Source organism: Halioglobus japonicus (assembly GCF_001983995.1).
In the GTDB taxonomy this organism is placed as follows: domain Bacteria; phylum Pseudomonadota; class Gammaproteobacteria; order Pseudomonadales; family Halieaceae; genus Halioglobus; species Halioglobus japonicus.
Genome location: NZ_CP019450.1, coordinates 2261052 through 2282659, shown reverse-complemented (window position 1 = coordinate 2282659; position 21608 = coordinate 2261052). Strand labels below are relative to the sequence as shown.

Annotated in this window: 18 protein-coding genes; 11 read left to right on the top strand and 7 right to left on the bottom strand. The window is 57.9% G+C overall.

Annotation, left to right across the window (positions count from 1 at the left end; all coding sequences use genetic code 11):
- Positions 1–48: 48 nt before the first annotated feature.
- The 7 genes from BST95_RS10765 (at position 49) to BST95_RS10740 (ending at position 8471) form a co-directional block, all read left to right on the top strand.
- Entirely contained in the window at positions 49–1665 is a 1617-nt protein-coding gene (locus BST95_RS10765; protein WP_084199401.1) for a phytoene desaturase family protein, read from the top strand.
- The gene (locus BST95_RS10760; RefSeq protein ID WP_084199399.1) at positions 1658–3214 is read left to right on the top strand and encodes a phytoene desaturase family protein; all 1557 of its coding nucleotides are present in this window, start codon (positions 1658–1660) and stop codon (positions 3212–3214) included. Before BST95_RS10765 ends, BST95_RS10760 begins: the two co-directional genes overlap by 8 nt.
- Positions 3214–4392, top strand: coding sequence for an aminomethyl transferase family protein (locus BST95_RS10755; RefSeq protein WP_229801639.1), 1179 nt, complete (start codon positions 3214–3216; stop codon positions 4390–4392). The genes BST95_RS10760 and BST95_RS10755 overlap by 1 nt, the downstream gene beginning before the upstream one ends.
- A gap of 8 nt (positions 4393–4400) precedes the next feature.
- A complete protein-coding gene (locus tag BST95_RS10750) occupies positions 4401–5780 on the top strand; it encodes a glutamine synthetase family protein (protein ID WP_084199395.1) in 1380 nt (459 codons plus the stop codon).
- Between the two features lie 65 nt (positions 5781–5845).
- On the top strand, positions 5846–6118 hold the full coding sequence (locus tag BST95_RS20535; RefSeq protein WP_240500176.1) for a hypothetical protein: 273 nt from the start codon (positions 5846–5848) through the stop codon (positions 6116–6118).
- Positions 6001–7101, top strand: a complete 1101-nt coding sequence (locus BST95_RS10745) for an aromatic ring-hydroxylating oxygenase subunit alpha (protein ID WP_338073421.1) — start codon at positions 6001–6003, stop codon at positions 7099–7101. The genes BST95_RS20535 and BST95_RS10745 overlap by 118 nt, the downstream gene beginning before the upstream one ends.
- A gap of 5 nt (positions 7102–7106) precedes the next feature.
- The gene (locus BST95_RS10740) at positions 7107–8471 is read left to right on the top strand and encodes an aminotransferase (RefSeq protein ID WP_084199393.1); all 1365 of its coding nucleotides are present in this window, start codon (positions 7107–7109) and stop codon (positions 8469–8471) included.
- A 2-nt stretch (positions 8472–8473) separates the two neighbouring features.
- Here the strand turns inward: BST95_RS10740 and BST95_RS10735 are convergent, their stop codons facing one another.
- Positions 8474–9580: a GNAT family N-acetyltransferase gene (locus tag BST95_RS10735; protein ID WP_084199391.1), complete on the bottom strand. Its 1107-nt coding sequence runs from the start codon at positions 9578–9580 to the stop codon at positions 8474–8476.
- 89 nt (positions 9581–9669) lie between these two features.
- Here BST95_RS10735 and BST95_RS10730 point away from each other — a divergent pair, with 89 nt between their 5' ends.
- Genes BST95_RS10730 through BST95_RS10720 form a run of 3 tightly spaced genes read left to right on the top strand, consistent with a single transcriptional unit; the run spans position 9670 to position 13245 of the window.
- Positions 9670–10950 carry an NAD(P)/FAD-dependent oxidoreductase gene (locus BST95_RS10730; protein ID WP_084199389.1) on the top strand — a complete coding sequence of 427 codons (1281 nt, stop codon included), beginning with the start codon at positions 9670–9672 and terminating at the stop codon, positions 10948–10950.
- 25 nt (positions 10951–10975) lie between these two features.
- Positions 10976–11845 carry a formyltetrahydrofolate deformylase gene (gene purU, locus BST95_RS10725; protein ID WP_066051980.1) on the top strand — a complete coding sequence of 290 codons (870 nt, stop codon included), beginning with the start codon at positions 10976–10978 and terminating at the stop codon, positions 11843–11845.
- The gene (locus BST95_RS10720; protein ID WP_084199387.1) at positions 11842–13245 is read left to right on the top strand and encodes an aspartate aminotransferase family protein; all 1404 of its coding nucleotides are present in this window, start codon (positions 11842–11844) and stop codon (positions 13243–13245) included. Before purU ends, BST95_RS10720 begins: the two co-directional genes overlap by 4 nt.
- Here BST95_RS10720 and BST95_RS10715 read toward each other — a convergent pair.
- Genes BST95_RS10715 through BST95_RS10700 form a run of 5 tightly spaced genes read right to left on the bottom strand, consistent with a single transcriptional unit; the run spans position 13242 to position 18527 of the window.
- On the bottom strand, positions 13242–14117 hold the full coding sequence (locus tag BST95_RS10715; protein ID WP_146004204.1) for a hypothetical protein: 876 nt from the start codon (positions 14115–14117) through the stop codon (positions 13242–13244). The genes BST95_RS10720 and BST95_RS10715 overlap by 4 nt on opposite strands.
- A 44-nt stretch (positions 14118–14161) precedes the next feature.
- Positions 14162–15382: an aminomethyl transferase family protein gene (locus BST95_RS10710; protein WP_084199383.1), complete on the bottom strand. Its 1221-nt coding sequence runs from the start codon at positions 15380–15382 to the stop codon at positions 14162–14164.
- Position 15383: 1 nt separating this feature from the next.
- On the bottom strand, positions 15384–15965 hold the full coding sequence (locus tag BST95_RS20530) for a phytoene desaturase family protein (protein WP_240500175.1): 582 nt from the start codon (positions 15963–15965) through the stop codon (positions 15384–15386).
- On the bottom strand, positions 15899–16915 hold the full coding sequence (locus BST95_RS10705) for a phytoene desaturase family protein (RefSeq protein ID WP_240500174.1): 1017 nt from the start codon (positions 16913–16915) through the stop codon (positions 15899–15901). Before BST95_RS10705 ends, BST95_RS20530 begins: the two co-directional genes overlap by 67 nt.
- Entirely contained in the window at positions 16908–18527 is a 1620-nt protein-coding gene (locus BST95_RS10700) for a phytoene desaturase family protein (protein ID WP_084199381.1), read from the bottom strand. The genes BST95_RS10705 and BST95_RS10700 overlap by 8 nt, the downstream gene beginning before the upstream one ends.
- Before the next feature lie 119 nt (positions 18528–18646).
- Between BST95_RS10700 and BST95_RS10695 the strand changes: the two genes are divergently transcribed.
- Entirely contained in the window at positions 18647–19693 is a 1047-nt protein-coding gene (locus tag BST95_RS10695; RefSeq protein WP_084199379.1) for an AraC family transcriptional regulator, read from the top strand.
- 28 nt (positions 19694–19721) lie between these two features.
- On the opposite strand, the gene BST95_RS10690 is transcribed toward BST95_RS10695, so the two are convergent.
- A complete protein-coding gene (locus tag BST95_RS10690; protein ID WP_084201143.1) occupies positions 19722–21551 on the bottom strand; it encodes an ABC transporter ATP-binding protein in 1830 nt (609 codons plus the stop codon).
- Between the last annotated feature and the right edge of the window lie 57 nt (positions 21552–21608).

Genomic DNA, 21608 nt, shown 5'->3' with positions numbered 1-21608 from the left:
ATGGCATGCTCAGCTCCACCCTGATTACCGCAAAAGCTGGAGAGCGGTGTGAGTAAATTTGACGCTATTATCATCGGCGCAGGTCACAACGGCCTGGCCAATGCTGCCTACCTTGCCAAATCCGGTCTCAAGGTGGCTGTACTGGAACGCAATCCCTACATCGGCGGCGCTACGGTAAGCCGTGAACTGCACGAAGGCTGGAAGTACTCCAACTGTTCCTATGTCTGCAGCCTCCTGCGCCCCGAGTTGGTGCGCGACCTGGAGCTACCGCGCCACGGGCTGCAGGTTGTGCCCTACGGAGGAGGCATTACATTCATGCAGAATGGCGACCACTACGGTAACTACTATGACCGCAATCGTCGCTACCGAGAAATGTCGCGCCACTCGATACGCGATGCCAATGCCTACGAGCGTTATTCCGCCGACACCCAGAAGCAGACCCGTCTGATCCGGCCATTTCTGCTCAAACGGCCGCCCGATCCAACATCGCTCAAGCTGCGCGACCTGCGCGACCTGGCCGAGTTCGCCGGCGCATTTTTGGAAATGGGTGAAGAAGGCCTGGCCGACACTGTCAGCTTTTGGACCAAGAGTGTCGGAGACTACCTTAGCGAATACTTCGAATCTGACGTGATACGCGCGCATTACGCAGGATCCGGCGTCATCGGCACAGCGCTTGGCGTATTTTCGCCGGGCACCGCCTATGTCTTGCTGCACCATTATATGGGCGATGTGGATGGCAATGTGGGCTCCTGGGGCTTTGCCCGCGGCGGCATGGGCGCTGTATCCGATGCTCTGGCAAGCGCCTTCAAATCATTCGGCGGCGAGATCATTTGCGATGCAGATGTCGGTCACGTCAAAGTCCGCGGCGGCAAAGCAGTAGGCGTCGCCCTGCGCAATGGCGACGAATACGATGCAGATGTTATCGTGTCTTCCCTGGACCCCAAGCGCACCTACCTGGATATCATGCGTCCCGGCGACCTCCCGGTTGACGTCGTCAATAAGGCTGAGAACTTCAAGATTCGCGGCTCGTCGGGGAAACTGAATATCGCCCTCGATGGCCTTCCCACGTTCCACGGTATCGAAAAAGACAGCGTACTGATGCTTGGAGATATGCACTTCACAGACAATCTGCAGCGACTGGAGCGCGCCTACGACGACTGGAAGGATGGCACCTGGTCTCAAGATCCTTACCTGGACATGCTAATTCCAACCCAGACCGATCCGACCATGGCACCGCCAGGCAAGCACATGATGAGTGTGTTCGTGCAGTACGCCCCGCCGCTGATTAAAGGCAGGGAATGGACCGCGGAAGACAAGGCCGGCTTTGAAAAATCCGTCATTGACCAGATCGCACAGTACAGCCCCGACTTCAAGGACCTCATCCTACATTGCGAGACTCGCACCCCGAAAGAAATCGAGGCTGAGGTCGGCCTCACCGAAGGCAACATATTCCAGGGAGAACTGACCTTTGACCAGCTACTGTTCAATCGCCCCTTCCCCGGCTACGGACAATACCGAGGCCCGCTGGGCGGTCTTTACATGTGCGGCTCCGCCACGCACCCGGGCGGTGGCGTGATGGCAGCTCCAGGTGCCAACGCAGCGCGGGAAATCCTGCGCGACCTGCGACGACCCAACATTGTGCCAGCGGGGTATTCCGATGACTAATCACTATGACGCCATTGTTATTGGCGCAGGGCACAATGGCCTGGTGTGCGCGACCCACCTGGCGAAAGCAGGCCGCAAAGTACTGGTACTGGAGGCCTCCGATCAACCAGGAGGCTGCGCCTCTACCCGGGAGTTCGCACCTGGCTTTACCGTATCGGATTGTGCACAGTGGTTGTACCAACTGCATCCCACCGTAGCCAAAGAGATGGCCCTGGAGGCCCATGGCCTGAAATGGGCCGCTCGCGACCTGGCGAGCATCTCGCTTTCGGAGAGCGGTTCGCATCTGGTGCTGTCGGGGAACCAGGTCAGCGGCGCGAGCGCCGATGACCAGGCCGCACTCGAGGTGTTTAACACCCGCAACAAACGCTACCTACGCCTGCTTGCCAAGCTGTTTGCTGAACGCTCTCCCCGACTCTCTGAGGCCAACCTGATAGATCGCCTCTCGCTGCTCAAGCTGGGCCTTGGCCTCAAGCTACTCGGCAAAGAAGATATGAGCGAGTTCATGCGCATCGTGCTAATGAATATGTATGACCTGATGCAGGAAACTTTCTCCAGCGAAGCACTGCAAGCTCTTCTTAGCATGGATGCCGTTCTCGGTTCACGCAGCGGCCCGCGTACTCCTGGCAGTGTTTTCGCGTACCTATATCGTCAACTTTCAGCCGAGTTTGGTTTCACGGGTGTCACCCAGATTGAGGGCGGCATGGGGGAGCTGGGCGTGGCCATGGCCAACAGTGCCCGCGCCGCCGGCGTAGACATTCGCCTTGCCTCCCGGGTCGACTCCATCGACATGAAAGCCGACAAAGCGGTAGGTGTGCGCCTCGACTCCGGCGAGAGTATCCGCGCATCGACGGTCATATCCAATATCGACCCTGTTACCACCTTCCGCGACCTGGTGGGCTACCCGCGTATCGAGGCGGGCACCGCGAGACGTGTAACCCAGATTCGCCATGGCAGTGGCACCGCCAAGCTGCATCTTGCCCTGAGCGCTGAACCCCACTTCACTGGCCTCACTGGCGAGCAGCTGGGTCAACGACTGGTTATCGCCCCCAACCTCGATTATGTCGAGCGCGCCTTTAACGCTATCAAGTACGACGAATATTCCGCCGAACCCGTTATGGACATAAGCATTCCCACGCACAATGATCCCGGGCTGGCCCCAACTGGCCAGCATGTGCTCTCAGCGATCGTGCAATTCGCGCCATACTCGCCCGACGGCGGCTGGGACCAACATCGACAGCCCTTTATCGATCGCTTGCTGGCACTACTGGAACGTTATGCCCCCGGCATCCGCGATCTGGTCACCGCCACAGAACTGCTCACACCGCAGGATCTGGAACAGCGCTTCGGCATGGCTGGCGGTCACTGGCATCACGGCGAGATGAGCCTGGACCAAGTACTGATGAACAGACCCTTCCCCGGAGCAAGCCAGAATGCCACCCAGGTGGACGGCCTGTTCCTGTGTGGAGCGGGCACTCACCCCGGCGGCGGACTCATGGGCCTGGCCGGGCGCAACGCCGCGCGGCAGGTCCTCAGGCAGGGAGAGAAATGATGAGCAGCGACGACACCATGATGTTGCACACACCGTTCCACAGCCGGGTTGCTGCGGCTTGTGAAATCAACTGCTGGGGAGATTGGAAGGGATATACCACCCCTAACGCCTACAGCGACGTAGAGCTCGAGTACTTCGCGATTCGCAGCACGACCGGGGTGTTTGACCTGTCCCCCATGAACAAGTACCGGATTAGCGGCCCGGATGCTGAGGCATATCTCAATCGGCTGGTCACACGCGATGTGAGCAAGATCAAGGTGGGCCGTGTCGGCTACACAGTCTGGTGTGATGAACAGGGGCAGGTACTGGACGACGGCACGATATTTCGGCTGGACGAGAACGACTTCCGACTATGCGCATGGGCCCGTGGGCTGGACTGGCTGCTCTGCTCAGCACTGGGCTTTGACGTCAGCATTGAAGATGAGACCGCCCAGGTCGCAGCCCTCGCGGTTCAGGGCCCGACATCCTGCGCCAACCTGCTCAACATGGGTCTGACTGGGCTCGACCAGCTAAAACCGTTTGGCATGATGTCATTTGATTTTGCCGGACTGCCCCTAATGGTCAGTAGAACCGGCTTTACAGGTGACCTCGGCTATGAACTGTGGATTGAGCCCGCGGGCGCAGAGCCGCTATGGGACGCGCTGTTCAAATCGACCGACTACAACCTGATCAAGCCCATTGGTACCGACGCGCTGGACCTGGCGCGAATTGAAGCAGGATTTATTCAGGCGGGCGTGGACTTCGTGCCCGCCCTGAATGCGGTACGGGCAGGCCGCTCACGATCCCCCTTCGAACTCGGCCTGGGTTGGTTGGTGGATTTCAACAAACCCGTATTCAACGGCCGCAGAGCACTGCTAGAGGAACAACAAGCGGGTTCTCGCTATCGTTTCGCAGTACTCGATGTCGAGGGCAACAAACCTGCTCACAACTCATTTATTTTTCACGGCAAACGGGTGATCGGTACCGTAACCTCCGCTGCCTGGTGCCCCACCGCCAAGACCAACATCGCCTTCGCCCAACTGGAAGCCCCGTTTGGCCAGGTCGGTGAGCGCTATACTGCGGAGATCTATTTTCAGCGTGAACTGCATTGGACCCGTGAGCTGGCGCCTTGCCGGGTACTGGACAAAGTGCCCTTCAACCCAGAGCGCCGGCGCCTTACGCCTCCCGCACCCTTTTAGGACGAACCATGACACAGGCCACCCTTGTAGAATGGCAGGCATTTACTGCGGCAAACCCCGACCTGAAAATGTTTGAGGTCATGATGCCGGACCTGAACGGTATTCTCCGCTGCAAGCGGCTGCATCGCGATGAAATGGAAGGCCTGTTCAAGGGCAACCAGAAAAGTCCGATTACCCTACCCGTCATCACCCCTATGGGTGAGTACAGCGTGGATATCGACGCCGACGACATGGAAGGCGAACGCGACGTCCGCCTCAGCCCTATCGCCGGCTCGCTGGCGAGGATCAACTGGCTGGACTCACCCACGGGTCAGGTACTGACCTCACACGTCGAGCTCGATGGATCACCCTGCTGGGTAGAATCAAGGCAGGCACTGCAGCGTGTTGTCAACAAGTTCAGCGAGCATGGACTGTCGCCCGTTGTCGCCACCGAACTGGAGTTCTACCTGATAGCACCTGGCGATGACAACAGGCCACGCCCCCTGCTCGGCCGCATACCAGGCACTGGCCTCGAACAGCACGGCACACAATACGTAGAAGCCAATGACCTATGGCAATTGGATGGCTTTCTCGACGACCTGCGCACGGCCTGCGAGCTTCAGGGGATCGCCCTGACCACACTGCACTCTGAATTTTCACCGGGCCAGTGGGAGGTCAACACCCGTCACGGCTCAGATATTATGAAAGTCTGTGACGACACGCTGCTACTGCGTCGGCTGGTCAAAGGTGTCGCTCACCGCCACGGCCTGGCAGCTACGTTTATGGCCAAGCCCTTCGCCGAACACCCTGGCAGTGGCATGCACCTGCATGCCAGCCTGTACGACAAAGATGGCAACAATCTGTTCGCCGGTGCAGGCAGCACCGAACCCGGCATATCTGACAAGATGCGCCACGCAATGGGCGGCGTTCTAGCCACCATGGCAGAGAACACCCTGCTATTCGCCCCCAATGCGAACTCCTATCGGCGCTTTGTCGAAGGGGCTTATGTGCCACTGGAGCCACGCTGGGGCTACAATCACCGTGAAGTCGCTGTGCGCATCCCAGTGTCAGGACCGGAGAACCGGCGCTTCGAGCACCGGGTCGCCGGTGCGGATGCTAACCCCTACCTCGTCGTTGCTGCCGTACTGGCAGGCATGCTGCACGGTATGGAAACGCAGGCTGACCCAGGCCCCATGGTGGAACAACTCAGCGACTACTGCGCCAGGGAAGTACACATTCCTACCCGCTGGTTCGCCGCAATTGAAAAATTCAGCCAATCCTCAATCATGCCCGCCTACCTTGGGCAACAATTCTGCCGTGGCTACAGCAGTATGCGGCGCGCAGAGGAAGCGATGTATCACACGACAATCCCCACACAGGACTACGAGTGGTATCTGCGCGCGCTGTAGCAATGCTTTCAATTTAAATGACCATTTAGTATCCTGAACGGACATTTAATTCAGGGTAAGCCGCAATGAAATTCATCGCCACCGACGTCGATGACTCCGCCACCAAAATGGCGCAGAAGCTCGAGGAATCAATCGCCAACCACGGGCGGGCCATGGACCCCTACTTTTACCGCTCACACCTGGTGTACCAGCGCGAACTCGATCAACTGATCTTCCGCAGCTGGCTTTACGCGGGCACATTTCCGAGATCCCGGACTCCGGCGACTATCTGCTGTTCGAGATCGGCGAGGATTCACTCATTATCGTGCGCGACGACGATGGCCAGGTGCGCTGCCTGATGAACGTCTGCCGCCACCGCGGCGCTCGCGTCTGCGAGGAGGCCAGCGGCAAACGCAAGACGTTTGTCTGCCCATACCACGGCTGGGTTTACCGCACCGACGGCTCACTCAAAGCCGCCCGCGATATGGAAATGCTGGAGGGCTTCGACACCTCCAACCACGGACTGAAGCAGGCCCGGGTCCAGGTGCACATGGGCATGATCTTCATCAATTGCGACCCAGAGGCCGAAGACTTCCTGCCCGCATTAGAGCCACTTCAGGCGCCGCTGGGGGCCTATGATCTTGAGAACGCCAAGATCGCCCACAAACAGACCTACAAGGTTGACGCCAACTGGAAGTTTGTTCTGGAGAACTATCTGGAGTGCTACCACTGCGCCACATCGCATCGCGCCTACGCGCGCATGCACACTCTGAAAGATCTGTACTGCAAGGTCGAAGACGTTGTGCAGGCCATGCTTGACCGCACCGAAGAAGTCACCGGCATACCGGGCATGGGCAAAGAACACTATGCCATCTTTAATGACGCCAAAGGCTTCGGCTGCTGTGCTTACACATCCCGCTACGGCCTGTTCGACGGCTACTTGACGGGTAGCGAGGACGGCCAACCTGTAGCACCCCTGATGGGCAACATCCAGGGCTACGACGGCGGCGCAGGTGACTTCCAGCTGGGGCCCCTCACGTTCATGCTGAACTACCCGGATCACTGCGTCTTATACCGCTTCATTCCTCGCAGCCTGACCTCAACAGACATGGAAGTAGTCTGGTTCGTGCGCGGAGACGCAGTAGAAGGAACAGACTACGAGCGAGACAAAGTCACGTGGCTGTGGCATCACACCACAATGGAAGATGAATACATCATCAACCGCAACTCCGAAGGCGCCAATTCACGCTTTTTCGAGCCCGGCCCCTACCACCCGGAGTACGAAGAAACACTTCAGCACTTCGTCGAGTGGTATCTCAAAAACCTTTCCGAGGCGGCGTAAAAACCATGTCTGTACGCGATACATTTAACAAGCACTTGCTCCACCCGTGGTCGGACCTGCCCAATCTGGGCGAAGACGACAGCACCCCGGTGATCGTCCGCGGCGAAGGCGTCTATATTTATGACGACAATGGCCAGCGCATGATCGACGGCCCGGGCGGTATGTGGTGCATGCAGACTGGCTACGGCCGGCAAGAGATTGCCGACAGAGTAGCCACCCAGATTGTCGAACTCGGCTACAGCACTGCGTTTTCAACCATCAATCCCCTCGAGGCCGAACTCGCCCAACGCATCGCCGAGAAAACCCCCGGCGATCTCAATCGAGTGTTCTTTACCACCGGCGGCTCTACCGCCGTGGATTCCGCCCTGCGCCTCTGCCAACTGGCGCGAAACATTCGCGGCGAGCCGCAGCGCAAACACATCCTGTGTCGCGACAAGGGTTACCACGGCAGTACTTATCTATCCGCATCCGTCACCGGCAAAGAGCGTGACAAGACCGCCATGGACACTGCCGTCGACCTGGTGCACTTCCTCACCGCACCCTGCGCCTTTTATCAAGAACAGGAATTTGCCTCCGAGGAGGCGTTCTGTGATTTTCTGATCGCTGAACTGGAAGCCAAGATTGCCGAGCTGGGCCCTGAGAACATCATGTGCTTTATCGCCGAGCCGATACTGGGATCAGGGGGCGTACTGGTACCACCCAAAGGGTACAACCGGCGCTGCTGGGAAGTCGTGAAGCGCCACGGGATCACCTATATTGCCGATGAAGTAGTCACCGCGTTCGGCAGACTGGGGCACTGGTTTGCCTCCGAAACCCTATTCGACGTGGTGCCCGACATCATCACCTTTGCCAAGGGTGTCACCTCTGGCTACCTGCCACTCGGCGGCTATGCCGTATCCGACGCCTTCATGGCAGAAATCAGCGGCGACAACGCCGAGGGCAACTGCTATAGCAATGGCTTCACCTGGTCGGCCAACCCGGTATCCTGCGCCGCAGCACTCGAGAGCTGGGATATCATTGAACGGGAACAGCTGCTGGAACATGTTCGCGATGTGGGACCGTATTTCCAGGCCCAGCTCCGCACCCTGATGGACCTACCTCTGGTCGCCGACGTGCGGGGCATGGGCATGATGGCCGCAGTAGAAATGAGCCTGGGAAGCGACGCCGAGGGAGAAGCCCTTCTAGAGCAGGATTACCACCTGGGCGACCTGATCGACAGCCACTGTCGTGAGTTCGGATTACTGGTGCGCCCACTGATTAACGTCTGCATCATGTCGCCCCCGCTCATTCTGACCCGCGAGCAAGTGGACGACCTGGTGAGCGCGCTGCGCAAGGCTCTGCTAAAAGCACAGGAAGAACTACTGGGGTAAATCTAGAGCTCCAGCGAGTACTTGTAGAAGTGGGTCTCGCGCTCGTAGCCCAGGTCTTCGTATAGAGCCTGACCGATGATATTGTCACTGGCGGTTTCCAGATCGATACGACAGGCTTTCATTTTGCGGGCGTGAACCTCCGCTCGCTTCATCAAGGCACGCCCCACCCCTCCCTGACGGCCGCCAGAGGCGACATACAAATCATAGAGAATACAGACCGGAGCAGCAGCAACTGAGCACCAACTGGCGTAAAGCTGCACAAATCCCAGCATTTCGCCACTGTCATCGCGAGCCACATACACAGTGGAACGACCCTTTTCCAGGTTCTGGCGCATAAAGCGGCGCGCCAGTTTCTCATCGGCGGGCTCTTCATAGAACTGGCGGTATAGATCAAACAGACGCGCCAGCTCTTTTACATCAGCCAGCCCGGCCTCGAAAATCTTCACCGGCGTAGCCTGAGCCTTCTTGCCCGATCGACGCGGGTGCTGGTACGCCCATGGAAACACACTCGCCAGAAAGGACAAATACATGTGGCGCGCCTCGGCTCGATCATAGTCGTGGCCCTGATAGAGAATCTCTTCCCAAATAGCATCGATCAGGCCCTGCACCGCGTTAGCCATTGCCCGGGCGTCCATCTCGGCAGATTTATCACCTGCGCTAATCACATCTGCACACAGACGCTGGGTAAGCGCGAAAATATTCCGCTCCCGCTCACCACAAATACGCTGATAGTCATCACGGGAGCGCGCTTCTGAAGAGAACGCAAACCACACCGAGGTTTTGCGCGGCTCAGTAATCTCCGGATCAACCGAGGCATCTATCAACGCCAACAGTCGCGCAGCGGGGTCGTCACCCGATTCGTCCACTGCACCCTGTATGCGCTCCTCAAACTCTTCAGCAATCTGGGTCAGCGTGGCCAGCAGCAGGGCGTGCTTGCTGTCGAAATGAAAATTAATTGTGCCGGGACTAAGATCCGCTTTGCCGGCTATCTTGGCGACAGTGAGACTTCCCAGACCATGCTCATGGATCGCATCCATGGTCGCTTCTAGCAACAGGCGCCGTCGCTCCATCTGAAGCGCCTGATTTTTCCTGGGCTTGGGGTTGTTCATGACACTCTGTCCTTGGCTGAGGTACGGATAAGTGGCATTATATGTTCATTCAGATAATTAAACAGTCATTTAAGTTCCAGAGGTGAGCAATGAGTGCAGGCGAGCCGCACACGACCTCTTATTATGCAGCCACACGCAATGATGACACCCCGTACGCAGCTTTGCAGGGCGAAGTGGATACGGATGTGTGCGTCATCGGCGGCGGCTTTACCGGAGTGTCCACCGCGCTGACGCTGGCAGAAAGAGGTCACCGGGTAACACTACTGGAACAGAACCTGATCAGCTGGGGCGCCTCTGGCCGCAATGGCGGGCAGGTGATTGGCGGTATGAGTGGTGAAAAACGCCTGAGCAAGCAATGGCAAGGCAAGCGTGACAACTTCATGTTTGAGCTTGGCTATCGCGGCCACCAGTTAATCAAGGAACGTATCGAAAAGTACGATATTGCCTGTGATTTCAAGCACGGCTACATGGATGTCGCCCTGAAACCGCGGCAGGTTAGAGACCTCGAGGAGTGGCACCGTGAACTGTGCGAGCGCGGCATGGGCGAGGACGTTCGATTGCTCGACCGCGGGGAGGTGCGCGATGCGCTGGGTACAGATCGCTACCTGGGCGGCCTGGTCAATAACCGCAATGGCCATCTACACCCACTGAACCTTTGCCTGGGAGAGGCCCGCGCCGCGGCACAGCTGGGAGCCAGCATCCACGAGCACACTAAAGTACTGCATATTGAACACGGTCGGCGCCCAAGGGTCATATGTGAAAACGGCTCTGTTACCGCCGACTTTGTGATCATTGCTGGCAATGCCTACCATCGCCTTGAACGCAAAAAACTCGGCGGCCGCGTGTTTCCCGCTGGCAGCTATATTCTTGCGACCGAGCCACTGAGCGAAGCGGAGGCAGCCGAGGTTAATGCCCTTGATGTAGCCGTCTGCGACATGAACAATGTGCTCGACTATTTCCGACTCTCTGCAGATCGACGCATGCTGTTTGGCGGCCGCTGCGACTACTCCGGCAGAGAACCCGCCGATATCGCCGGCGCCATGTTGCCCCGGATGCACAGTATCTGGCCCCAGTTGCGCAACAAACGTATCGATTACGCCTGGGGCGGCATGATGGGCATTGTCGTCAATCGCGTGCCCTTGCTCGGCAGAGTTACAGACAATGTCTTTTACTCTGTCGGGTACAGCGGGCACGGTGTGAACATGACCCACGCCTGCGGCGAAGCAATGGCCGATGCCGTAGAGGGCTCATGCGACACCATGGAATTCTTTGCAAGCGTACCCCACTGGCCCATCCCCCTTGGCCAATGGCTGGGCGCACAATCCGTAGCAGCGGGCATGCTCTACTACCGCCTGCGCGATCTACTCTGACTACCCCTCTAGCGGAACTTTGACTATGACAACTGACAACAGACCCGACAGCTACACCCTGGTAATTTCATGCCCCGATCGGGTAGGCGTGGTTGCGGCTGTCTCCCAGTTTCTTGCCGAGCGCGGGGGTTCGCTGGTGGAATCCAACCACCACACCGACCTCGAGCAGAACTGGTTTTACATGCGCAACGTTATCAGCGCCGCCGGACTTTCGGTAAACGAGGAGGCATTTTCTGATGAGTTTGCACCACTGGCCACTGAGTTTGCCATGGAGTGGCAGTTGCGCCCCTCCAGTCGCCGCGAACGCGTGGTGATTATGGCGAGCCACGCTTCGCACTGCCTGTCAGATATTCTCCATCGCTGGCAAAGTGGCGATCTGGCCTGCGATATTCCCTGCGTGATCTCTAATCACGAAAACTTGCGCAGTATGGTGGAATGGCACGGCATTCCGTTTCATCATGTGCCAGTACCGAAGGAGGACAAGGCGGCGGCATTTGCCGAGGTCGAAAGAATTGTCGAGCGGCATCGGGGAGAGACCATCGTGCTGGCCCGCTATATGCAGATTATCCCGCCCGCCCTGTGCGAAGGGTATGTCGGGCGATTGATTAACATCCATCACAGTTTTCTGCCTTCGTTTATCGGCGCCAATCCTTACCAGAAGGCCTACGATCGCGGCGTTAAACTGATTGGCGCCACCTGTCACTATGTAACAGAGGACCTGGACGAAGGGCCGATCATTGAACAGGATGTCATCCGGGTGAATCACAGCTGCAGTAAAGACGATATGGTGCGCCTTGGCCGCGACGTCGAACAATCCGTACTTTCCCGCGGACTGCGCTACCATCTGGAAGACCGGGTGATTGTGCGTGGCAACAAGACTGTGGTGTTCTCATGAGTTACGATCTGCCGGGCGACGCATCGAGGGCCCTACTGCAACGCGGCCTGCCCCATCTGCGCAATGGAATTCACTACACCAGAGCGAGCCAGAAAAGCGCCAGCAAGGGTTATGTGCCACCGGCTCAGTTTATCGTCGGCCGCGCCGAGGGCGACTACGTGTGGGACCTGGACGGCAATCAATACATCGATTTTCAGAACGGCTGGGCCACCAACCCTCTGGGTAATTGTCACCCGGAGATACTGGAGGCCGTGCACGAGGCGCAGCGCCAGTATGGCTTCCAGTGGGAGCACCCCCTGCGGATTCCGCTGGCGGAGAGACTCGCCAGCATTATGCCCTCAGGCTCCCTTCCCCGCTTCAGCTTCGAGGTATCCGGCACAGAGGCGGCCGAGTCCGCCATCCACCTGGCACTGTGCCACACCCAGCGGCGCTACATTGTCAGCTTCACCTCCTGCTTCCACGGCGAGGGCCTGGGCACCAAGATGGTGAGCGCCTATAACAGTGACAACAATCTATACATGGAGGGTTGGGCCGGCGGTGTACTCAAGGCCCCCTTCCCCTACTCCGAGGAAATTCCCGCCGGCATGGACCAGGCCCAGTATACTGAGTACTGCCTGTGGTATATCGAAACCCATCTGACTGAGTACGTGGTACCCGCCGAAAATATCGCGGCCATACTCGTAGAACCCGGCCTCGCCGAAGGCGGCAACTGGATACCCAGTAAAGCCTTTATGCAGGGCCTGCGCCGCATCTGCGATAAGTTTGACTGGCTGCTAATTGCCGACGAGGTACTCACAGGATTGGGTCGCACCGGTACGATGTGGGCGGTAGAGCACTTCGACGTAGTCCCCGATATCCTGGTCGCCGGCAAGAACCTTTCGGGGGGCATCGAACCCTGCGCCGGGGTGGCCGCCCGAGATGAAATACTGGGGGACAATCCGCGCGCCACCGCTGGCAGCACGTTTGCCGGCACGCCCGGCGGCTGTGCCGCCGCACTGAAAACCCTCGAAATCTACGAGCGCGATGCCGTGCTCACCCACACCCAGCACCTGGCAGGCGTTGCCATGCAACGCATGTCCGACTGGGAGTCCCGCTACGAAATCGTCTCCCAGGTGCGCGGCCTGGGCCTGCTGCTGGGCGTATCATTTCGCGCGGGTCGCGAGGATATCGAAGATTTCCATATCGCCCGCTCGGTGCGCGACGAAATGCTTAAGCGGGGGCTGTGGGCGATCTGCGATAACGAACCACAGGTACGCATGTACCCCGCGCTGAATATGGCTGAGGACGTGCTATTGGAAGGCCTTTCGCGCATGGAGGAAGCTATAGAGGCAGTACAGCGCAGTGGCGGTGTCACCATCGGCGACTACCCCCCCATGCCCAGCGGTAATGTCGGCTTCTAGGGTTTCCCGGGGCAGGCTGAGGCCAACTCGGCCTCCTCTGCTCTGATTTCCTTGCGCCAGTCAGACATATTCATCTCGATTGCCACAAAACCGAAGATCCAGAGGGCCTCGTCCCAGGCATAGAGGTAGTGCCCGTGATACAGCCAGAATGCAGCAGCCCCCCATAGCATCGTGTAGAAAAAGAACTTGATTCCAAGCACCGTGCGCAACAGTGGGCCGCCGGCCACGCCCCGGTCCTGCAGGCGCACACCGAGTTCAATAAACAGCAGGATCAACAACCAGGTGCTGGCTTCCGCCAGGTCTATAAAAGTAAGTTGGCGCTCAAGCTCGAAGCCGCTGCCATCGGTGACCACCGTGCCTCTCTCGATCAGGTAAAACTCACTCTCTTGTGAGAGCGTTTGGCAGTTGTTCTGGTCCAACTCCTCGTAGTAGATGTTCTTGCCCCAGGACACATCGCTGTCAGCCCAGTGGCAAAGATTGTCTACCCCCGCTACCTGTTCGACATCGCGCAACTCGAGCACCGTATTGCCATAGGAGAAAATACCGTGGGCCAGGAACAAATAGCACACTAGGCGAACACCGTGGATCAACCGTGTGCGCGCCTTGGTGAAGGCCTCGTCGGACAACAAGTACGTCTCCAGTTCGAACAGAAACAACAGGACGAACCAGGCCACCAGGTCGATCGAGGTGGTAAAGGCGGCGGTCCATGCCAGGAACGTCGCTCCCTCCCCGACCGTATGCGATGCAATCATCATGTCTTCGGCAATGTAATTGCCAAAGTTCACCAATAGCAGCACGTAAACAATAAGCTTGATGTACTGACGCGGATCTCGTCGCATACTCTGAGGCGGAAGCGGACTGACTTGTTCCAATGTATCTCCTGCTTATTGTTCTATGAAACTGGCGTAGCGATGCGTCAACAGTCAGGCGGCGGTGTGGCCTTGGCCCGGTCCGGTGCCCAGAAGGGTCTGTTCACCACGGTACATCTTGCCACTTTGCGCACCCAGCGCAATTCCTTCTGGTGATAGATCTCTGCCCAGATCGGCCCTTTAACGTACTTTGCCTCCACCAGGCCGTAGGCGATGTTGGCCTTAACCACCGGCGACCACATGGCCGAGGTCACGTAACCAATTTCTTTTTCACAGTTCTCACCAGCATAAAGAATACTGTGCTCCGCGGGCTTGTTGCCCTCGATATCCAGACGCAGCAAATGACGATGCTCGCCAGACTCCTTCTGCTTGAGCAGTGCTTCGCGACCGGTGAAGTGGCCTTTCTTGAAATTCACGATCCAGGACAGGCCCAGCTCAAACGGACTGTGGTCATGATGGCGATTAACGGTGCCAAGTGCACCGTGGAATTCCACATCCGGGGCGATAAAACCGGCCTCCAGACGAGCCATATCCAGACTGTCCTCACCCATTGGTTGGATACCGTAAAGCTCCCCGGTGCTGAACAGGGCGTCCCAGAGCGCTACAGCGTCGGCAGGATCTACCCAGAGTTCGTAACCCAGGTCACCCGTATAGCCAGTGCGTGAAATCATCAACTCGCCACTGCCAAAGGGAAAACGAACAATTTGGAAGGGCTTGCAGTTGTCTATGCCATCGAACCCCAGTGCTTTGAGTAACGCACAGGAGGTTGGCCCCTGCAGGGCCAGGGATGCGATGTCATCGGAAATGTCGCTGATACTAACGTCATTAAAACCCACCGCCGCAAGCAGAAACCAGTCCAGGCATGGATCGGCGCAACACAACATGAAGTCGTCATCGGCCAGGCGGAACAATGTACCATCATCGATGACTCGCCCGGCATCAGTGCACCAGACGTTGTAGGCGACGGTGTCGACTTTCTGCTTACTGACATCGCGTGTGACCATCCGATTGAGCATGGCTTCTGCATCAGCACCGGTAAACCGGTACTTGCGCATCGGCGATACATCGAAGACCGCCGTCGTATTGCGGGTGGCGAAATACTCGATGTGCTCGTCGTGAAAACTCAGGGCGGAAGCATAGCCATTCCAGTTTGCCCATGCCTGATTAATATTCAGCGCACTGGTGCGACTGTGAAACGGCGTCTGCAATATGCCCGTGTGGACATGGTCAATAGCATTACTGGGTTGCAGTTCAGCTTTGAGTGGCATATCAGTTGTCCTCCATTACCGCACGGGCGGCATTCGCACCGGCCAGGCCCATGATGCCACCACCGGGATGGCTGCCCGCGCCGCACAGGTAGAAACCGGTCACGGGGCTCTGATACTGCGATGCGCCATACGTCGGGCGCTGCACCCACCAGTTGTCGATCGCGTATTCAGCGTGGTGCCAATGGCCTCCACGCGCATTGAACTGCTGCTCCAGATCAGCCGGAGTTAGCAATTCCACCGAACTGATACAGTCGCGGATATTTGGCGCATAGGCAGCGAGGCTATTGAGCGCCGCCTCCAGGAATTCGTCGCGCCTGGCATCCCAGCCACCTTTGAGGTCATAGGGCGCGTACTGTACCTGCGCCGAGAGCACATGCTTGCCAGCAGGCGCCAAACTATCGTCTGCTAGAGAAGGAATAATTACCTCCATAGGCAGTTCCGGCGCAAAGCTGCCATACTTGGCTGCATCGAATGCATTCTCAATCGCGTCCATGTCTCGGGTCAGTAACAGACGCCCTATGGGGTTAGCCAGGCCGGTAAATTCAGGCAGTGCGTCCAGTGCCAGATGTAACTTGGCGACCATACCCCCGTTCGCAGTCGATTGATGCGGTGGGTGAACTGCACATCCAGATGACGAGCGCCCAACAGATCGATAAAACTGGTTTTGGGGTCTGCATTGGAAACCACGACATCGGCCGCAATCAGCTCACCATCTGCCAGACGAACACCGGTTGCCCGCCCTTCCTCAATCAGTACCTGCTCGACACGAGCACTCGTGCGAAACTCGACTCCCATCGCCCGGGCGGCTGCAGCCAGCGCCTCGGTGAGTCCGCCAACACCACCGCGCGGCAGCGGCAGACCCACGCTGAGGTCACCACTCATGCGCAGCAACAAAGCAAGCATGGCGTTGTTGGGTGAGCGCGGCGCCAGACGACTGCCCACGTTGGCATCCCAGGACAACGCACCTTTGAGCAAGGGACTGGCAAAGAACTCGTCCACCAGATCACGTGCGGGCAGCGCAATCATCCGCATCATCTCGCGCATATCACTCTTCCCGAGAGTACGAAGATTCCAGCCGAACTGGCCAAGGGTCAGCAAATCTCCTTTACTGCCGCTCTCGATGCGCGGTGGACGCTTGCTGTTAAAGGGTTTAATAGCCCCAGCGAAACGCCGCAGCAAGCGCTGGTATTCCGGATAAGCGGCAGTGTCTTCATCACAGGCTCCCTGCAGCCCGGAGGCTGTAATGGTGATGTGCTCACCGTTCAGACCCAGTGCAATCGTGGGCAGATCGTCTACCGCCAGTGCGAAGCCGTGCTTTTCCAGGTCGAGGTCCGCTACCAGCTTGCGATCAAGCTGTGGCAGCGTATGTGCGACGGAGGCGCGAAAGCCGGGCGCAAACTCACGTGTCGCACCCAACCCGCCGAGATGTTCAGAGGCCTCGAGTACAGTGACCTTATGACCGCTCTTAGCCAGATAGGCGGCGCAAGCCAGGCCGTTGTGACCGCCACCAATAATGATTGCGTTTTTACTCATCGACATCGTCCTCCGGTACCACGTTGGGGCGTTTCAGGTCGCGCAGAATCTCGCGCGCAGAGTTGGCGCCACAGGCCGATGAGACACCGCCGCCCGGGTGAGTACCCGAGCCACACATATACATACCCGATACCGGCCCCCGATACTGTGAGTACCCAGGGAATGGGCGGTTAAACATGAGTTGGTCAATAGTCAGTTCACCCTGGAAGATATTACCCTCAGTCAGACCGACTTCGTTCTCGATCTCAAAAGGTGTGCGAACTTCCATGTGCGCGATCAGGTCGCGGAAATTAGGGGAATACTGAGATATCTGGTCAATCACGGTTTCGCCGAACGCATCGCGTTTTTCGGGCGTCCATCCCCCTTCGACTTCCGCCGGGCAGTACTGGATAAAGCAGGACACAAAATAGTGACCGGGTGCCGCGAGCGTCGGGTCCCAAACTGAAGACTGCGTCATTTCGATAAAGGGATCGTCGGACCAGCGACCGTGTTTCCAGTCGTCGTAGGCTCGCTCCATCCGTTCCAGTGAATCTAAAAACTGGAACGAACCGCGGCGCAATTGATGCCCCGCGGGTAGCGAGGGAAAGTCAGGCATGCCGGTGAGCGCAATATTGACCTTGCCCGAAGAGCCGCGAATCTTGAAATTCTCAGCCTTCTTGCGCAGGTCAGCGGGAATATCGCCGGCGTCCATAATCTTGGTGAACGTGCGCTTGGGGTCGAGGTTGGACACTACAATTTTTGCATTGATCTGTTCGCCGCTCTCCAGGGCGACGCCGACCACTTTCCCGTTCTTGACCACAATCTGCTCGACGGGTGCCTCGGTGCGAATTTCGCCACCGTGCTCCTGCAGCGCCCCCGCGATGGCATTGGATATCGCCCCCATACCACCGCGCGCAAGCCCCCAGGCACCGACTGCACCATCCACATCACCCATGACATGGTGCAGCAGCACGTAGGCCGTACCAGGCGAGTAAACCCCCAAGGCAGTGCCGATGATTGAGCTGGTCGCCAGCATGGTCTTGATCAGGTTGTTCTCGAAATACTCATCGAGGAAATCACCCGCACTCATGGTCAGAAAACGGATGAATTCGTAAACCTGCTCTTCGCCCATATCGGCGAACTTCTTCGCCATAAAGATCAGTTCGCCGATATCCCGAGGCTTGAACGATGTGGGGTCGGCGGGTGTACGTAACAGGAAGTGGCGAATGAGCTTGGCATAACGCATCAGATCCGCTTCGTAACGGTGCATGGCATCCGCGTCGCGCAGGGAGTGGCGCGCATACTCGCGGTACTGCATGTACGGGTCCGGATATTCCGCTACATAGTCGCCGTTGCGCGCAAAGTTGGTGGTGCCTGCATAGGGCACAATCATCAAACCGTGCTTGGTAAGATCCAGGTCGCGGTGAATAGACTGGCGCAGCAGGCTGCACACGTAGGAACAGTTGGAGTAAACCCAGCCCTCGTGCAGCTCGCGGCTGACGGCAGCGCCGCCGATATAGTCGTTTTTCTCGACCACCAGAGTTTTCAGACCGGACTTGGCCAAATAGGCCCCGGCCGTCAGACCGTTGTGTCCAGCACCGATCACAATGGCGTCGTATTGCTTGTTGTTCATTGCGTTCCAACATTCGCTATTGGTGTGACCAGCATAAAGAGGCAGGGCTGGTATAGGCAGGGCCGATAGGGGACAATATGGGGATATATTAGGACAGATACGAGGCCTTAACTAACCTCATGGAACCGCGCCTTAACCACGCCCGCGGGCTGTTGAACAACTTCGAAATTCGCCTGATGCTGCGTGATCTGGCGTCGAAGCAAGACGTATCATTGCACCAACTGTTGGATGGCTTTGACCTACCCGACGACCTGCTCCAGCAGCCGGGCCTACGCCTGACACTGGATCAGGAGATGCGGCTTTATACACGGGCTGCCACCCATAATCGGGACCCGATGCTAGGATTCAAAGTGGGCTCACAGTTATCGGCGGCCAATTACGGCATTCTCGGTTACGCAGTACTGGGCGCAGAAACCGTTGACGACGCGCTGACCCTGATGACTGAGTTCGCGCCACTGATTAGCTGGGCCTCACACAACCAGCTCACCACCGACACGTTTGCCGGCAAACGCTGCCGCTGTCTGACACTGCACCCTGCTGCGAATGACCCTCAAGCGGCCGTGCTCGAAATCGACAGCACCCTCGCCTCACTGCAACGCCTGTTTAACGACCTCGCGGGAGAGAGGCTGCCCTTTAGCGCTATCCAGCTAACGCACCCGGGTACTGGCGTCGACTGGGACTGGCTCAACGATTGGTTCGCCTGCCCGATCTACTTTGGCGCCAAGCGCAATGCACTGTTGATCTCGCTAGACACTGCGGCAACCCTGCTGCCTCATCCACAGCCTGAGTACTCCGCATTATTCCGTGAGCTGTGCCGCGAGAGCATGAACGAATTGGTGAAAGGCCAGGGCATGCTGGACAATCTGCGCAACATGATCCGAGAATCGGAGGGCAAGCCTCCCTCACTGGAGTGGGCAGCTGCCCAGTTCAACATCAGCGCCCGCAGTCTGCGCCGCAATTTAGTGGCCACCGGCTACACCTATCAGGCCTTGCTGGATGAGGAGCAGTTTGCGCTCGCCCAGCACTACCTGCTATCGACTCAGCTCACCGTGGAGGCCATTGCCGGCACGCTGGGTTACTCAAGCGCGCGTAGCTTTCGCACAGCATTTCAACGCTGGACAGGATGCACGCCCAGCGAATTCAGGTTAGCTGAACAATCCCGGTAGCAAGTGCTTCGATTGATTCCTGAGAACATTAGTCTGGCGCAAGAAAGCCCCCAGACTGATAGTCCCAAAGGCGCTTATAGATGCCGCCACTGGCCAGCAGCTCAGCGTGGCTACCCGATTCAACCACCTGCCCGCCATCGAGCACGATCAGGCGATCGAGTGCGGCGATCGTGGACAGTCGATGCGCAATCGCGATAACGGTCTTGCCTTCCATGAGTTCATACAGGCTATCCTGAATCGCGACTTCCACTTCCGAGTCCAGTGCCGAGGTGGCTTCGTCCAACACCAGAATAGGGGCGTCCTTGAGCATGACCCGGGCGATAGCAATACGCTGCCGCTGGCCGCCGCTCAACTTCACGCCCCGCTCACCCACGCGGGCGTCGAGGCCACGCTGGCCGTTCTGGTCTTCCAGAGCATAGATAAACTCCGCTGCCCTCGCCCGCTCCACGGCGGCCAGCAGCGCCGCTTCACTGGCATCTTCGCGTCCGTAGAGAATGTTCTCCCGCACCGTACGATGCAGTAGCGAAGTATCCTGGGTCACCATACCAATATTGGCGCGCAGGCTAGCCTGGGTAACCTCGCGAATATCAGCGTCATCGATCCGTATCACGCCACTATCCACGTCGTAGAAGCGCAGTAACAGATTGACCAGTGTGGATTTCCCGGCCCCCGAGCGGCCGATAATCCCTACCTTTTCACCTGGCGAAATCGTAAGCTCCAGGCCCTGAAACACCGGCACCGAACCGCCATAGGCAAAGTTCACCTTTTCGAAAGCAATTGCGCCGTGGCTAACGTTAAGCTCGGCGGCGTCAGGGGCATCTTCCACCTCGATGGGTCGAGACAGCGTTCGGGTGCCATCGCGCACAGTGCCGATGTTCTCGAACAGATCCGATACTTCCCACATAATCCATTCACTGATGCCAAACAGTCGCAGGCTCAGGGCGATGGCTGCTGCGATAACACCGGGTGTTATGGCATCACCCTGCCACAGGTAAATCGACACACTGCCGACGGCTAACAGCATGATGGTGTTGTTCACCGCGACGCAAGTTTCCATCCAGGTTACCAGGCGCATCTGCGGGTGCACGGTGCCCATAAACTCCTGCATGCCCTCGCGTGCGTAGGCAGCTTCGCGCCGGGCGTGGGAGAACAGTTTGACGGTGGTGATGTTGGTGTAGCTGTCTGCGATGCGCCCGGTCATCATTGAACGGGCGTCTGCCTGCGCTTCGGAAATGGCCTCCAGGCGGGGCAACAATATGTGAAGAATAAGCACATAGATGCCGAACCAGATCGCCAGCGGCAGCATCAGACGCCAGTCAATAGCAGCGAATAACGCGAGGACCGAGAGGAAATAGACGCCGACATACACCATAATGTCGAGCAGCTTGATGACCGTGGTACGCACCGCCAGCGCGGTCTGCATAACCCGGGTAGCGATACGCCCGGCGAATTCATCGTGGAAAAACGACAGACTCTGGCGCAACAGGTAGCGATGTGTCAGCCACCGCACAATCATCGGGAAATTGCCCATCAGCGTCTGGTGCAGCAACAGCGACTGCAAAGCTACCAGTAGAGGGAACGTCGCCAGCAACCCCAGTGCCCACCAGAGCATGTCTGCGTTATCGGCAGCCTGAAGCGTTTCCGGCGTCTGGGTGGCGAGTAGGTCAACCACCTGCCCCATCACATCAAACAGGGCAACCTCAACCATGGCAATGCCGGTGCTTAGTAGTGCCATCAGCGCCAGATAGGGTTCAAGACCACGCGCATAGTGCCTGCAGAACTTGAACACCGAGCGTGGCGAACGCCCTTCCACCCGCGGCGGAAAGGGATCAATCAGTTGTTCAAAGAAACGAAAGATCATTGAGATAAAGTCCAGCACTTTTGGAATATACACAGCATAGCAGGCCACCCTTAC

Bases quoted from the DNA above. Each gene is read 5' to 3' on its own strand.
- BST95_RS10760 (WP_084199399.1), top strand. From the start codon at position 1,658: ATGACTAATCACTATGACGCCATTGTTATTGGCGCAGGGCACAATGGC.
- BST95_RS10755 (WP_229801639.1), top strand. From the start codon at position 3,214: ATGAGCAGCGACGACACCATGATGTTGCACACACCGTTCCACAGCCGG.
- BST95_RS10750 (WP_084199395.1), top strand. From the start codon at position 4,401: ATGACACAGGCCACCCTTGTAGAATGGCAGGCATTTACTGCGGCAAAC.
- BST95_RS20535 (WP_240500176.1), top strand. From the start codon at position 5,846: ATGAAATTCATCGCCACCGACGTCGATGACTCCGCCACCAAAATGGCG.
- BST95_RS10740 (WP_084199393.1), top strand. From the start codon at position 7,107: ATGTCTGTACGCGATACATTTAACAAGCACTTGCTCCACCCGTGGTCG.
- BST95_RS10735 (WP_084199391.1), bottom strand. From the start codon at position 9,580: ATGAACAACCCCAAGCCCAGGAAAAATCAGGCGCTTCAGATGGAGCGA.
- BST95_RS10730 (WP_084199389.1), top strand. From the start codon at position 9,670: ATGAGTGCAGGCGAGCCGCACACGACCTCTTATTATGCAGCCACACGC.
- purU (WP_066051980.1), top strand. From the start codon at position 10,976: ATGACAACTGACAACAGACCCGACAGCTACACCCTGGTAATTTCATGC.
- BST95_RS10720 (WP_084199387.1), top strand. From the start codon at position 11,842: ATGAGTTACGATCTGCCGGGCGACGCATCGAGGGCCCTACTGCAACGC.
- BST95_RS10710 (WP_084199383.1), bottom strand. From the start codon at position 15,382: ATGCCACTCAAAGCTGAACTGCAACCCAGTAATGCTATTGACCATGTC.
- BST95_RS20530 (WP_240500175.1), bottom strand. From the start codon at position 15,965: ATGGTCGCCAAGTTACATCTGGCACTGGACGCACTGCCTGAATTTACC.
- BST95_RS10705 (WP_240500174.1), bottom strand. From the start codon at position 16,915: ATGAGTAAAAACGCAATCATTATTGGTGGCGGTCACAACGGCCTGGCT.
- BST95_RS10700 (WP_084199381.1), bottom strand. From the start codon at position 18,527: ATGAACAACAAGCAATACGACGCCATTGTGATCGGTGCTGGACACAAC.
- BST95_RS10695 (WP_084199379.1), top strand. From the start codon at position 18,647: ATGGAACCGCGCCTTAACCACGCCCGCGGGCTGTTGAACAACTTCGAA.